Source organism: Brenneria populi (assembly GCF_036016195.1).
Lineage (GTDB): Bacteria > Pseudomonadota > Gammaproteobacteria > Enterobacterales > Enterobacteriaceae > Brenneria > Brenneria populi.
On sequence record NZ_JAYWTM010000007.1, the window covers coordinates 297,357 to 310,274 of the forward strand.

Consider the following 12,918-nt stretch of genomic DNA (forward strand, 5'->3'; position numbering starts at 1 on the left):
TAAATAAATATTTTAAAATTAAAACAGTGACAATTTGACAGGCGTAAATAAATATATTAATTGATGACTGTGTTTTCTAAATTTCTTAATAAAAGGTGGGGTGATTATGGTTTCTTATGGCTTTATGATTTTTGTGGTGATTTGTTCGGTTATAATAACAGGATTAATGTCTGGAAGCTCAGAAGATGCAGATAAAGACATCAAGATAAGACGTTCATCTTATCTTGATGGTCCATCATCATGAGTTCTTTAATTTCCCGACAACAATTGCGCCACGAGTAACAGAAAAGCCCGTATCACCGAGATATTTTTTGTTACCGTTACTGAGAATTGCATGATTCTGTTCTGACGTACCGAGATTCAGAGGAAGAATGTTCACAACCTCATACCCCTCTTCATCGAGTTTGTTATAAGTATCTTCAAGTGCTTTGGAAAATTGATCATAATCTGCGAGTCTTGAGGTTGGTAACTCAATAGATTTTGTTTTTTTCCACCAGAAATATCCTTCTGTAACTTGATCTTCATATTTACCAATACCAGCGTAAAACCATCGAGTAACAAATTTTTTCATAATTTAAAATTCCTTTTTATCACATTAGTTTTTTCTGTTTTACGAAATTTTTTGTTTGCTGGCACTTTGCTATACGGATTTGTCAGCAAGGGCAGGCCGAAATTTATAGTGTCAGATTATGTTCTGAGAAGAATGAAAAAGCCAGAAGGAATAAATTTTTTAGCAGGATAACAGGCCGTCCGTGGCCTTGATCAATTTATCCCTTCTGCCCAAACTCAAACGGCCTGACCATATCGCTGCTGTTAGCATCCAGAAAATCAGCCCACCATTGCAACATTAGGCGACTTTGCTCAAGATGTTTAGCTTTGTGGGTATAGGGTGCACGAACGTTGTTATTTTCCATGTGGCACATTTGGAGTTCAACTACGTCTTCCGGCCAGATACCCGATTCAATCAACGCGCTGCATGCCAGTGTGCGGAAACCATGACCGCACAGATCGGTTTTGGTGTCATAGCCTATCTTTCGTAGCGCCTTGTTGATGGTGTTCTCACTCATTTACTTGTATCCGCAAGTTTAGGCAGTCCCTCTTGCCATTCCTTTGGCTTCTTGTTGATGATATTTTTCTCAAACCACTGAAACCAAACAGGCCAAGCCTTATCGACCTTTTTCTGAAAGGCTTTTGGTTGGTAAGTTGCCAGAATCTTTGACATTACCATACTGAGGCTATGACCTAACATCAGGTCTACAATAATGGGATCAATTCCCGCCTCGTTGCTCATCATTGATGCCGTACTGCGTCTCAGATCGTGAGTCGTAAAATCATTTCCTACCGTTTCTCGTAGCCTGACAGCGGAATGAGACATCGTGGTATGTCCGATATGTGTCCATATCTGTTTGCTAAGGTTATGCTTTGTCCAAGACCATTCTTCTAACAGACTGATCAGGTAGTCAGGAAGAGGGTATACACGCTCCTGTTTTGTTTTGGTGCGTTCTGCGGGTAAGGTCCATGTTTTAGCCTTTAAATCTATTTCAGGCCATACCAGCTTTGCTGATTCCGACTTGCGAGTACCAAAGACCATAATAAAGCGCATCGCTGCATGAGAAGGGGTGTTACCCAAGGAATGCCAGAGTATGCGGTATTGTTCTGCCTGTAGATGGTTATCACGTATTTTACCTATTACAGCAGCAACTTTTTTTCTGTCATGGATCTCTGACAATTTTTGCGGAACGTATACAGGTTGTCCCGGTTGTTGCCCTTGTATGCCATGCACCTGAAAGGCATATAACATCACCATTTTGATAATCTGGCACATACGATGAGAAGCGTTGCTGACCCCCATCGCCAAAATATGAGAATAGACATGGTGGTAAGTAAGCTGTTCAGGGTCTACGTTATGCAGGGCTTTACCATGTTTGTTCCAGATCGCCCGTCTTCCCGGTTTTGACGGTTTAGCGCATTTTACTTCCAGCCACTCCTGAACCAGACCATCCATAGTGGTGGGTTTTCCGGTGAGTGTTTTGCTGGGTGCGAAGCCTTGTCTGGTTTTTTGTACCTGTTGCAAATGCCATTTTCTGGCATCTTCCAGACTGTAGGCTGGATAGGTGCCTAAAGTAACATCATTGCTACCTACAATATAACGCCAGCTTTTTGTTATCACGCCTGATGGATTTCTTCGGGCAGCAAAGTACAATCCTGTTAATCCGTTGTTGAAGACGATTTCTTTCTTCATTGTCTTACCATCGGGGATGGTGAAACGCTGGATGTCAGTTTTAGTTTTGAGCATTGGCATTATCCGATTTTTTCACGTCCCTAGTATGTACCTAAAATGCACCGAGATGAATAGAAATCTTATGAGACATAGTGAACTATTATCTCATTGTTTTATTGCTACTATTTAACTTTGTTAGATGTTCTGAGACACTAGCTTTCTATTTGAACTGGATAATGCCAGCGTAGGGAAGTCTCGGTATGCCAACCAACCGGTTACCGCCTTCTTGCACGCCGGTTGGGGGAATGATGAACACTCGACCTGTCGATTTACCGGCTGCCCGCGCGGCGGCGTCTCTAACGCAGTTTCATGCGTTGTCTCCTTTAGTTCACTGTCTGACCAACGACGTGGTGCAATCGTTCACCGCCAACGTGTTGCTGGCGCTCAACGCATCGCCGGCGATGGTGGTGGATCCAGAGGAGGCCGCGCAGTTCAGCGCACTGGCCGACGCGCTGTTGATCAATGTCGGCACACTGGAGCGCCACCGCGCCGACGCCATGCTGGCGGCCGTGCGCGCCGCCAACCAGGCGGGCACGCCCTGGACGCTTGACCCGGTGGCGGTCGGCGGGCTGACGTTCCGTAGCGGATTCGCCCGCGAACTGCTGCAATTAAAGCCGGCCGCCATCCGGGGAAATGCGTCGGAGATCATGGCGCTGGCCGGGATGAACGCGCAGGGGCGCGGGGTGGATAGCGCCAACGACTCATTGAGCGCGCTGCCCGCCGCCCGCGAGCTGGCCCTGCGCTTCTGCACGGTGGTGGCGGTGACGGGCGCGGTGGATTATGTGACGGACGGCGCTCATGACTGGGCGGTAAGCGGCGGGGATAAAATTATGACCCGCGTAGTGGGAACCGGCTGCGCGCTATCCGCCGTAGTCGCCGCTTTCTGTGCGCTGGAGGGCGATCGTTTGCAGCACGTGGCGACGGCCTGCTATGTGATGGCGCTGGCGGGAAAGCAGGCCGCCGCACAGTCGCAGGGGCCGGGCAGTTTTATTCCCGCCTTTCTTGACCGTCTTTATGGCCTGCGGGCGGAGGATCTGGCATGAAACAGCGTATTGAGGATCTGGCATGAAACAGCGTATTAATGCGTTAACCATCGCCGGCACCGACCCCAGCGGCGGGGCCGGGATCCAGGCAGATTTGAAAACGTTTTCCGCGCTGGGGGCTTACGGCGCCTCGGTGATTACCGCGCTGGTGGCGCAAAATACCCGCGGCGTTCAGTCCGTCTACCGAATTGAGCCGGCGTTTGTGGCGGCCCAGCTTGATTCCGTGCTGAGCGACGTGCGTATCGACAGCGCCAAAATCGGCATGTTGGCGCAGGCCGAAATCGTCGAGACGGTGGCCGAGCGTTTGCGTCACTATGCTATCCCTTACGTGGTGCTGGATACGGTTATGCTGGCGAAAAGCGGCGATCCGTTGCTGTCGAGCGATGCCGTGGCGTCGATTCGCCATTTACTGCTGCCGCATGTCTCGCTGATTACCCCTAATTTACCGGAAGCGGCCGCCTTGCTTGGTTGTCCGCCGGCCGAAAACGAACCAGAGATGCGCGAGCAGGGAGAGGCGCTGCTGGCTTTGGGATGCCGGGCGGTGTTGATGAAAGGCGGGCATTTAAGCGAGGATGAGAGCCCCGACTGGCTGTTCAGCAAGAACGCTCGGCCGCTGCGTTTCACCGCGCCACGCGTCGACACCCGGCATACTCACGGCACCGGGTGTACCCTGTCCGCCGCGCTGGCGGCGCTGCGTCCGCGCCATGCCGACTGGGCGTCGACGGTCGCGGCGGCGAAACATTATCTGCAACAGGCGCTTGAGCAGGCCGATTCGCTGGAAGTGGGGCAGGGGATAGGCCCGGTGCATCATTTTCATGCCTGGTGGTGATTCTACGTCAGGGGAGATGAAATGCGCGCGGCGCTATGCGGCTGTCCGGCGCGCGCATCGCGGCGCGGCCGGACAATTTCCGGCGGGTTACGCGATGGTTACGCTCTTATCGAGATAGGTATCCTGTACGGCGTTGATCAGCGCCACGCCCTCTTTCATGGATTTTTTGAACGCCTTGCGGCCGAGGATCAGTCCCATGCCGCCCGCGCGTTTGTTGATCACCGCGGTCCGCACGGACTCCTGCAGATCGTTATCGCCGGCGGCGCCGCCGGAGTTGATCAGCCCGGCCCGTCCCATGTAGCAGTTGGCCAACTGATAGCGCACCAGATCGATCGGGTGTTCGGTGGTGAGTCGGTCGTAGACGCGATCGTCGGTATAGCCGAATTTAATGGCGCGGTAGCCGCCGTTGTTTTCCGCCATTTTCTGCTTCACGATATCGGCGCCGATGGTGGCGGCGATATGGTTGGCCTGGCCGGTAAGATCGGCGCTGGCGTGGTAATCGACCCCGTCTTTTTTGAAGGCCGGATTGCGCAGATAGGCCCAGAGTACGGTGACCAGGCCCAGTTCGTGCGCGCGTTCGAAGGCGCTTGAGATCTCTTCAATCTGGCGGCGCGACTGCTCCGAGCCAAAGTAGATGGTGGCGCCCACGGCGACCGCCCCCAGATTAAACGCCTGCTCGACGCTGGCGTACAGCGTCTGGTCGTACTGGGTCGGGTAGCTCAGGGTTTCATTGTGATTGAGTTTGACCAGGAACGGGATCTTATGCGCATAGCGGCGCGAAACCGCGGCCAGCACGCCGTAGGTGGAGGCCACGCAATTGCAGCCCGCTTCTATCGCCAGCTCAACGATATTTTTCGGGTCGAAGTAGAGCGGGTTGGCGGCGAAGGAGGCGCCGGCGGAGTGTTCCACGCCCTGATCGACCGGCAGGATGGAGAGGTATCCGGTGCCGGCCAGGCGGCCGTGGTTGAACAAGGTCTGCATCGAACGCAGCACGCCGTTGGGGCGGTTATTATCGAGCATAACCCGATCGACGAAGTCGGCGCCCGGCAGGTAGAGGTTTTCCGCAGGGATGGTGGTACAGCGGTGTTGCAGCAGATCTTCCGCTTCCTTACCTAATAACTGTGCAATATCAGTCATGGTTAACTCCTGGTTTGGCTTTTCTTTATCGCCGTCTCAGGTGATTGCGCTTGTTATGCTGGGTAAAAGACCCGTTAGTTATAAGTCCTACATCTTGTCCCAGGATGACTGGTGCAAAACGGTTACGGCGTAATGAAAAGCGACGGTTGACGTCTGGTAAAAGCAGGAACGGTACATCCTGACTTTTAACAGAAACCATAGTTGCGATCGCCGATAATTGCCATGATACGCGGCAAATTTCGCGCGGCGTTTCCCCTGCTGGCGGCGCAGGGGAAATACAACCTTCGTCAACAGCGGAAAAAACGGGGCGAGCCGCGAGTGCGGGTCACTTAAGCCGGTTTTTAGGGGAAAAACCGGGGGAGGTTCCCGTAGGGACGCCTCACCCCGGTGGTCGCCCCGTGCATCTCAATGCTTAAACGATCGGCATTAAGCGAACCGCTTTTTTAGCGGTAATTTTGCTTATAAATAAGCATCTTGTTTCCCTGATGAAAGATAAGGGTGTTAACCTGATGAGAGGAAGCGGCGCAATGATTGATGTAAGGAGTAAGCATGACGGCTTCAAAACGCGGGATAATGGTTTCCAAGGGATTGCAGACGATACTCAATATCGGTCTGCTGATATTGGCTATTATTCTGGTGATTTTTTTGGGGAAAGAGACCTACCATCTGGCGCAGGTATTATTGATTGCCAATGAGAAAGATTCTTCCTATCAGTTAATTGAAAGTATTGTGATCTACTTTTTGTATTTTGAATTTATCGCGCTGATCGTGAAGTATTTCCAGTCGGGATACCATTTTCCGCTGCGCTATTTCGTGTATATCGGCATCACGGCGATTATCCGGCTGATTATCGTCGACCACAAAAATCCGATCGATACGCTGATTTACGCCGCCGCCATTTTGCTGCTGGTGATTACGCTCTATCTAGCGAACAGCAACCGCCTCAAGCGCGAGTGACTCGGCGGCCGCGTCCTGACGGCGGACGCGGCCGTTTTGCGCGGCTAGCCGAGCAATGGGCACTGCGGCGGCAGGCGGCAGCGAATAGCCCCCGGCATCACCTCGATGCGCAGGCGGTTGGCTTTAAACGGCTCGCCGTCCAGATTAAAGGTCATCTCGTTCGGCGCGGTAATCTCCAGCCAGGGCTGGGAGGCCGAAATCATATTGGGGTTTTCCGCGCCGGTGAACCAGGCCTGTAGCATATTGGGCAGCGGCGCTTGCGCCGACAGGATGCTCAGCGCCAATTGACCGTCGTTCACCAGCGCATTCGGACAAAGCTGCTGACCGCCGCCGGCCTGGCGGCCGTTGCCGATGGCGACGACCCAGGTATCCCCCGACCAGTTAAAATCCGGTCCGCGGATTTCGCAGCGTTCGGACTGCAGCATATCCATGCGCAGCAGCGCGTTCAGCACATAGGATGCGCCGCCCAGCGCGGCTTTCATTTTCGCTGGCGTTTCCGTGGTTATGCGGGTGGCGAAACCGCCGGTCGCCATATTGATGAAATAGTGCTCGTTATTCACTTTGGCGACATCGATGGCGGTCGCTCGCCCCTTGATCGCCAGCGTCAGCGCGTTATGCACATCGACAGGGATCTGGCAACCGGTGGCGAAATCATTGGCGGTTCCCAGCGGAATGATGCCCATGCTGGGGCGTACCGCTTCCGCCTGTTCCGCCAGCGCGCCGGCGACCTCATTAACCGTGCCGTCTCCTCCCGCGGCGATGACATTATCGGCTTTCAGCCGGACGGCTTCTTCCACGTAGCGGCGCGCATCGCCTGATTCCCAGGTCACTCTGACATGCAGGGTGTTTCCCTCCTTACGCTGCTCGCCAATGGCCTGGCGCAGCAGATCGTTATCGCTGTTTTTCCCGTTTAGAATGAGCAGAGTGGCGGAGGATTGAGCCATGACGTTCTCCAATTCGGTATCGCAAAATAAGTCAATCTTATGGCGAATCCGCTGCGGCAGGCGAGAAATCGCGCTCGCGCGCAAAAAACACCGGGCGCACCGCCGTCTGCCGTCGGGACTCGCCCTCTAATAATAGCCAGTAAATACAGTTAGTCAGCAAAAACGAAGGCTGAAACCGGAAGATACGCTGAATGCCTGCGGCCGGCGCATGATGCGGCACGATGGGTGCCTGAAAAAGAAAAAGCCAGCTCAAGGGAGATTGAGCTGGCCAAGGAGGTGGTTCCTAGTAGTATCACTACGCTTATTTTTCGTTCTATATTTTCTCAGCGACACAATAGTAACTATTAGGGCGAATAATTGATGTGATCTGATTCTAATATTTATCTATACCCGTCATACTTCAAGCCGCATATGCGTTGGCTTTATTACTCGCCCCGTCCGTGGGCTTGCCGCCGCGGGGACGCCGGCGTGAAGCCGGCGGCCGGGCCGCGCTATTTGGCGTTTGGATTGCGCGTGGTGGTGGCTTCCGGCAAATTACGCAGCAGCAGCGCGTATTCCAGCTCAATCTCCTCCGGCACCGGCAGATAGACGATATGTCCGTTGCCCGGCGCGACGTCGGTCGCCTGTCCTTTGGCGTTTTGCATGGCTTCGACGGTGAATTGAACGTTGCCTTTAGGGGTCATCATCTCCACGCTGTCGCCGCAGGAGAATTTGTTTTTCACCGCGACTTCCGCCAGCCCGTCGCGCCGAACGCCGGTGAACTCGCCGACAAACTGCTGGCGGTCGGAAACGGAATAGCCGTAGTCGTAGTTCTGGTAATCCTCATGCACGTGGCGGCGCAGGAAACCTTCGGTATAGCCGCGGTGTGCCAGGCCTTCCAGCGTCGCCAGCAGGGTCGGGTCGAAGGGTTTGCCGGCCGCGGCGTCGTCAATGGCGCGGCGGTAGACCTGGGCGGTGCGGGCGCAGTAGTAAAACGACTTGGTGCGCCCCTCGATTTTCAGCGAATGGACTTGCATCTGCGTCAACCGTTCCACGTGCTGGATGGCGCGCAGATCGCGCGAGTTCATGATGTAGGTGCCGTGTTCGTCTTCAAAGGCGCTCATATATTCGCCGGGGCGCTGGCTCTCTTCCAGCATAAAGACTTTATCGGTCGGTTCGCCGATGCCCAGCGTCGGCTCGACGTTTTTCACCGCGATAGGCGGGTGTCGGTGGACGATATTACCGACCTCATCCTCTTTGCCTTCCTGGACCTTGTATTCCCAGCGGCAGGCGTTGGTGCAGGTGCCCTGATTGGGATCGCGCTTATTGATGTAGCCGGACAGCAGGCAGCGGCCGGAGTAGGCCATGCACAGCGCGCCGTGGACGAAGATCTCCAGCTCCATCTCCGGTACTTTGCCGCGGATTTCGGCGATCTCTTCCAGCGACAGCTCGCGGGAGAGAATCACGCGGCTCAGCCCCATCTGCTGCCAGAATTTCACCGTCGCCCAGTTGACCGCGTTGGCCTGAACGGACAGGTGAATCGGCATCTGCGGGAAGTTTTCCCGCACCAGCATAATCAGTCCCGGATCGGACATGATCAGCGCGTCCGGCCCCATATCAATCACCGGCTGCAGGTCGCGCAGGAAGGTTTTCAGTTTGGCGTTATGCGGCGCGATATTAACCACCACATAGAATTTCTTTCCCAGCGCGTGGGTTTCATTGATGGCCTGCGCCAGCGTCTGGTGGTTGAATTCGTTATTACGCACCCGCAGGCTGTAGCGAGGCTGGCCGGCGTAAATCGCGTCCGCGCCGTAGGCGAAGGCGTAACGCATATTTTTCAGCGTCCCGGCCGGAGAAAGCAGTTCCGGTTTAAACATGATGTCTCTCGATTCTGATCACAAGTCAGGCTGCTCCCCGCAGGGGGCAGTAAAGGCGGGGATTCTAGCGCTTATCAATGAAAAAAGCAGCAGATGGCCCACAAAAAGTAGGCGTAAAGATCGCGCTGGCGGCGGCCCGCGGGCGCGTCATATTTAGCGCCGTCGGCGGCGCGATCGGTTCGGCTATGATACGATCGGCAAGGCAATCAGCCCTTGAGCGCCGTCCGCGAGGCGCCCAGTCTTTCCCGGTCATGGGGGCGGGAGAAGTCGATCCGCGGGCCCGCCGGCACGATGCCGGTGGGGTTTAGCCACTTAATACCGTAATAACCGGCCTTAATCTGCGCGATATTGACGGTCTCTTTCACGCCCGGCCATTGGTACAGCTCGCGCAGATAGTTCGACAGGTTGGGGTAATCCTCGATACGGCGCAGATTGCATTTGAACGCGCCGTGATAGGCGACGTCGAAACGGGTCAGGGTGACGAACAGGCGCCAGTCGGCCTCGGTCAGCGTGCCGCCGGCAAGATAACGGTTCGCCGCCAGGTGCGCCTCAACCACGTCCAGCGTGGCAAACAGGGTCGCGACCGCCTGGTTATAGCTCTCCTGCGTTTTGGCGAAGCCGGTTTTATAGACGCCGTTGTTGATGCCGTGGTAGATAAGGTCATTCCAGCGGTCGATATCGTCGCGCAGCGCGGGCGGATAGAAATCGAGCCGGTTGTCGGTCAGCGGGTCAAAGCTATCGTTGAGGATACGGATGATATCCGCCGATTCGTTATTGACGATGTTCCCCTCCTGGCGGTCCCATAGGATCGGCACCGACACTTTTCCCGTATAGTTTTTATCGCTGGCGGTATACAGCTGGTGCAGAAAGCGGATAGGACCGACTTTTCCGCCGGCGTCCTGCGGCGCGCTGAATTCCCAGCCGTTGTCTCCGATATGGGGCTCGGCGATGGCGATCCGGATGATATTTTCCAATCCTTTCAGCTTGCGAAAAATTAACGTGCGGGAGGCCCAGGGACAAAAGTAAGAGACAAAAAGCTGATAGCGGCCGGGCTCCGCGGCCACCTCGGTCTGGCGGAATAGCGTCTCCTGCCGGTGGAATGCGCCGTTCTTAATCTCTTCGGCGGCGACGTCGCCGTTAACCCATTTGCCATCCACTAAACCTGCCATCATGCCTCGCTATAATTTGATGATAATTGCCGTTGGGGATAAGCCTATCAGCTTGAGACAAAGAGAAAATGATAAATATTTCACTAACTCGGACAGATTTTTTGACCGGGTCGGTCTGTCGCGGCGCAGGGAATGGTGGCCGTTGTCGGCATTTTCTCTATGTGTTTGGGCACAGCCGGCGCAGCCGTGACACGGTGAGCGCGAGCGCCGACGGCTCCTGGTTATTCAACGGACGTTCGCAATATTCGCGGCTGAGATACAGGATCGCATCGTTGCCGTCAGGCTGATTGCCGACTGGCGCCACTTGATGGGAGCAACAATCTCGGCGTTCCGGCGCAATCGCGACATTATGGGTAGAAACACCTTGATGAAAAAGATATTCTCTGGAACTAATGCTGTTCACTTAAGCCGGTTTTTAGGGGAAACACAGGGGGAGGTTCCCGTAGGGACGCCTCACCCCTGTGGTCGCCCCGTGTATCTCGATGCTTAAACGATCGGCATTAATTCTTTGGAACGGTCTATCATAGAGAAAGGATTTTTTATGAGTCGCGCATTGGCCTGCCTTGGGGATAAAACCACCTACGGCCGTATCGTTTCCGCCTCCTCGTCATGGTTCGAAGGCAGTAAAGCCATTGCGCTGTCCGGGGATAAAGCCTGGTGCGGTAAATGCAAGGGGACGTTCCCGATCGTCGGCACGGCGGAAGGGTGGGGTGAAACGCAGCTTTTCGTCGCGACGGGCGACAGAGTGGCATGCGGTTGTCCCGGGCATGTCGTCTTTGGCTCGACGAGCCAGTACGTTCAGTCATTCTCCAGTTCAACGCCCTCACCATCGCCGGCTGTTTCTGCCCCGCCTTACGCTTCGCTTTCCAGCCCGATAACGCCAATACACACTCGCGTATTCGCCAAATCCTGTCTGCGCGGGTAGGGATGCAATGACGCCGGGAAAGCGCGCGAGCCGCATACCAATTTTGCCGAGATGGCCTTTTATCAGGCTGTTCCTGCTGACGATCCGGCCACAGATAATGACGTTCCCCAACATGCCCAGAGCGCCAAGAAAAAGAAACCGGTCGAAGAGATTCCAGAACCGAAGAAGCGAAGCGCCCCGTATAAATGGTGGTTCGGTAATCATGAGGAAACGGATTATCAGGCGGCAAAAGCTACGGCTGCCGGTGCGGCTAACGCCCGGACGGCGGTAGAAGGAGCCAGCGTTCTTGGGTTGGTTGGCGGGAGAGCCATTACATCAGGAACGTGGGCGGTACGTGCTGCCGCCGGTCTGGGAGAAATCGCCGCCGCAGGCCCCGGCGCGCCATTAGCCGCATTACTGGTAGGCATGTATCCCGGCAAGCTCAATGACGGCGAGCAGGATTTTATTGATCGCATGAGGCTGGAGCAGATGCGCGAAGCCCCAAGCCGAGTGCGTTATACATGGGAAACCGACGGCCAAGGCAATCCTGTTCCGCATGGCTGGCATACGCCGCCGGGTAAAGACAGGGTGCGGGTGCGCAAAATGGCATGGGACAATAGCCGGCAGGCGTATACCTTCACCACAGAGGAAGAGCCGCGTATCACCATTATCTGGACGCCGGACAGTTCAGGTGTCAATGTTCCTTCGAATACCGGCAATCAGAACCCGGTAAGGATACCTAATCCGGTTGTTGTCGATCCTTTACCGGATAACACCAATATTGAGGCAACGACCAGCCCGGCGGCGGAAGAGAAGACGTTTGCGGATTATATTTTGATCTTGCCGGTGGCGAACATTCCGCCGATTTATGTTTATTTGAGCAAGCCACCTGTTGAGTTTTTGGAGGTTGAGCTTTATAGCGATTTTGTTAGGCGCTCACGTCAGGGAAAATATGAGGCAGATCATATGCCATCGAAAGCAGCAGTTAAGGCATATCTGAAAACCCATTATCCAGAAATGACACCTGAAGATATTGAGTTTGCATCTCAAGATGTCGCTGCAATAGTGATACCTAAAAAGGTACACCGGCAGATCAGTGAAACCTACGGCGGGCGCAACACATCTGCGCAAATTGAACTGGACTCAAAAAATCTCAGGGCTGCCCTTGATCGCAATCTTGATGCAATTAAACCAGCTTTAAAAGAACATGGGGCAACAGAAAGCCAGATAGAATCTGCAAGGTCGAAAATGCATAAGCTAAACAGTGAAATGGGGTTGTATAAATGACAGTGAATATTGATGTTTTAATAAGCTGTTTAGGCAAAACGTATCAGGAACTTATTGATAATGAATTGATCACCTACAAAAGCCCCCCGACAGGATCATCTGGAGATCCTGACCTAAGTCTTGATATGGCAAAAGAAGGTCTTTTCTTATCTTTCAAACGAGATGGCCGGACATTGCAGGCTATCGTCGTAAAAATCCAGAATGATAAGGTAAAAAACTGGATATTCCCGAACGAATTGCCAGATCCATTGAAGAGAAGCATGTCGAGAGAATGGGTGCATGACAATATAGGAGCGCCATTAAGAAGCAGTCCTCCAAAGGTGGTTATGCGGCGGGCTTTTGGCTGGACTGATCTTTATGAAGCCAAAAAGCGACCAATACCTACTATGATGCAGATAAGCTATGACACGTCAGATCACGTCAGGGCAGTGACATTTCTCCCTGCTTCAGATCTTCGTTGGTAGGTTTTATTCTGCCATCGGATGTTTACTGCGGGGACCATATGACCTTC

At 53.9% G+C, this 12,918-nt stretch carries 12 protein-coding genes and 1 pseudogene; 6 read left to right on the forward strand and 7 right to left on the reverse strand.

Features of this window, described 5'->3' with window-relative positions; translation table 11 throughout:
* Positions 1-238: 238 nt before the first annotated feature.
* From VSX58_RS11385 to VSX58_RS11395, 3 genes and pseudogenes are all read right to left on the reverse strand, one after another.
* Positions 239-571: a hypothetical protein gene (locus VSX58_RS11385; protein ID WP_327618170.1), complete on the reverse strand. Its 333-nt coding sequence runs from the start codon at positions 569-571 to the stop codon at positions 239-241.
* Positions 572-767: 196 nt separating this feature from the next.
* Positions 768-1,067: pseudogene (locus tag VSX58_RS11390) on the reverse strand (tyrosine-type recombinase/integrase); the annotation flags it as partial.
* Positions 1,064-2,302 carry a tyrosine-type recombinase/integrase gene (locus VSX58_RS11395; protein ID WP_407654866.1) on the reverse strand — a complete coding sequence of 413 codons (1,239 nt, stop codon included), beginning with the start codon at positions 2,300-2,302 and terminating at the stop codon, positions 1,064-1,066. The gene VSX58_RS11395 and the pseudogene VSX58_RS11390, both read right to left, overlap by 4 nt.
* Before the next feature lie 227 nt (positions 2,303-2,529).
* Between VSX58_RS11395 and thiM the strand changes: the two genes are divergently transcribed.
* Positions 2,530-3,324, forward strand: coding sequence for a hydroxyethylthiazole kinase (thiM, locus tag VSX58_RS11400; protein ID WP_327618223.1), 795 nt, complete (start codon positions 2,530-2,532; stop codon positions 3,322-3,324).
* A gap of 22 nt (positions 3,325-3,346) precedes the next feature.
* Positions 3,347-4,153 (forward strand): bifunctional hydroxymethylpyrimidine kinase/phosphomethylpyrimidine kinase, encoded by an 807-nt coding sequence (thiD, locus tag VSX58_RS11405; protein WP_327618171.1) that lies wholly within the window; start codon positions 3,347-3,349, stop codon positions 4,151-4,153.
* Positions 4,154-4,240: 87 nt separating this feature from the next.
* Here thiD and fbaB read toward each other — a convergent pair whose 3' ends face one another.
* Positions 4,241-5,290, reverse strand: a complete 1,050-nt coding sequence (gene fbaB, locus VSX58_RS11410) for a class I fructose-bisphosphate aldolase (protein WP_327618172.1) — start codon at positions 5,288-5,290, stop codon at positions 4,241-4,243.
* A 549-nt stretch (positions 5,291-5,839) separates the two neighbouring features.
* Between fbaB and psiE the strand changes: the two genes are divergently transcribed.
* On the forward strand, positions 5,840-6,247 hold the full coding sequence (gene psiE, locus VSX58_RS11415) for a phosphate-starvation-inducible protein PsiE (protein ID WP_327618173.1): 408 nt from the start codon (positions 5,840-5,842) through the stop codon (positions 6,245-6,247).
* Positions 6,248-6,291: 44 nt separating this feature from the next.
* Here psiE and yegS read toward each other — a convergent pair whose 3' ends face one another.
* The 3 genes from yegS to VSX58_RS11430 all read right to left on the reverse strand — a co-directional run bounded on the left by yegS (position 6,292) and on the right by VSX58_RS11430 (position 10,216).
* Entirely contained in the window at positions 6,292-7,191 is a 900-nt protein-coding gene (gene yegS / locus VSX58_RS11420) for a lipid kinase YegS (RefSeq protein ID WP_327618174.1), read from the reverse strand.
* Positions 7,192-7,682: 491 nt separating this feature from the next.
* A complete protein-coding gene (trhP, locus tag VSX58_RS11425) occupies positions 7,683-9,047 on the reverse strand; it encodes a prephenate-dependent tRNA uridine(34) hydroxylase TrhP (RefSeq protein WP_327618175.1) in 1,365 nt (454 codons plus the stop codon).
* Between the two features lie 206 nt (positions 9,048-9,253).
* A complete protein-coding gene (locus VSX58_RS11430) occupies positions 9,254-10,216 on the reverse strand; it encodes a glutathione S-transferase family protein (protein ID WP_327618224.1) in 963 nt (320 codons plus the stop codon).
* Positions 10,217-10,757: 541 nt separating this feature from the next.
* On the opposite strand from VSX58_RS11430, the gene VSX58_RS11435 reads away from it, so the two are divergent.
* Genes VSX58_RS11435 through VSX58_RS11445 form a run of 3 tightly spaced genes read left to right on the forward strand, consistent with a single transcriptional unit; the run spans position 10,758 to position 12,871 of the window.
* Positions 10,758-11,141, forward strand: a complete 384-nt coding sequence (locus VSX58_RS11435) for a PAAR domain-containing protein (protein ID WP_327618176.1) — start codon at positions 10,758-10,760, stop codon at positions 11,139-11,141.
* Positions 11,142-11,192: 51 nt separating this feature from the next.
* A complete protein-coding gene (locus VSX58_RS11440; RefSeq protein WP_327618177.1) occupies positions 11,193-12,407 on the forward strand; it encodes an S-type pyocin domain-containing protein in 1,215 nt (404 codons plus the stop codon).
* Positions 12,404-12,871: a DUF6392 family protein gene (locus VSX58_RS11445; protein WP_327618178.1), complete on the forward strand. Its 468-nt coding sequence runs from the start codon at positions 12,404-12,406 to the stop codon at positions 12,869-12,871. Before VSX58_RS11440 ends, VSX58_RS11445 begins: the two co-directional genes overlap by 4 nt.
* The last annotated feature ends 47 nt before the right edge of the window (positions 12,872-12,918 follow it).

Excerpts from the sequence above, each read along its gene's own strand:
- VSX58_RS11385 (WP_327618170.1), bottom strand. The coding sequence starts at position 571 with ATGAAAAAATTTGTTACTCGATGGTTTTACGCTGGTATTGGTAAATAT.
- VSX58_RS11395 (WP_407654866.1), bottom strand. The coding sequence starts at position 2,302 with ATGCCAATGCTCAAAACTAAAACTGACATCCAGCGTTTCACCATCCCC.
- thiM (WP_327618223.1), top strand. The coding sequence starts at position 2,530 with ATGAACACTCGACCTGTCGATTTACCGGCTGCCCGCGCGGCGGCGTCT.
- thiD (WP_327618171.1), top strand. The coding sequence starts at position 3,347 with ATGAAACAGCGTATTAATGCGTTAACCATCGCCGGCACCGACCCCAGC.
- fbaB (WP_327618172.1), bottom strand. The coding sequence starts at position 5,290 with ATGACTGATATTGCACAGTTATTAGGTAAGGAAGCGGAAGATCTGCTG.
- psiE (WP_327618173.1), top strand. The coding sequence starts at position 5,840 with ATGACGGCTTCAAAACGCGGGATAATGGTTTCCAAGGGATTGCAGACG.
- yegS (WP_327618174.1), bottom strand. The coding sequence starts at position 7,191 with ATGGCTCAATCCTCCGCCACTCTGCTCATTCTAAACGGGAAAAACAGC.
- trhP (WP_327618175.1), bottom strand. The coding sequence starts at position 9,047 with ATGTTTAAACCGGAACTGCTTTCTCCGGCCGGGACGCTGAAAAATATG.
- VSX58_RS11430 (WP_327618224.1), bottom strand. The coding sequence starts at position 10,216 with ATGGCAGGTTTAGTGGATGGCAAATGGGTTAACGGCGACGTCGCCGCC.
- VSX58_RS11435 (WP_327618176.1), top strand. The coding sequence starts at position 10,758 with ATGAGTCGCGCATTGGCCTGCCTTGGGGATAAAACCACCTACGGCCGT.
- VSX58_RS11440 (WP_327618177.1), top strand. The coding sequence starts at position 11,193 with ATGGCCTTTTATCAGGCTGTTCCTGCTGACGATCCGGCCACAGATAAT.
- VSX58_RS11445 (WP_327618178.1), top strand. The coding sequence starts at position 12,404 with ATGACAGTGAATATTGATGTTTTAATAAGCTGTTTAGGCAAAACGTAT.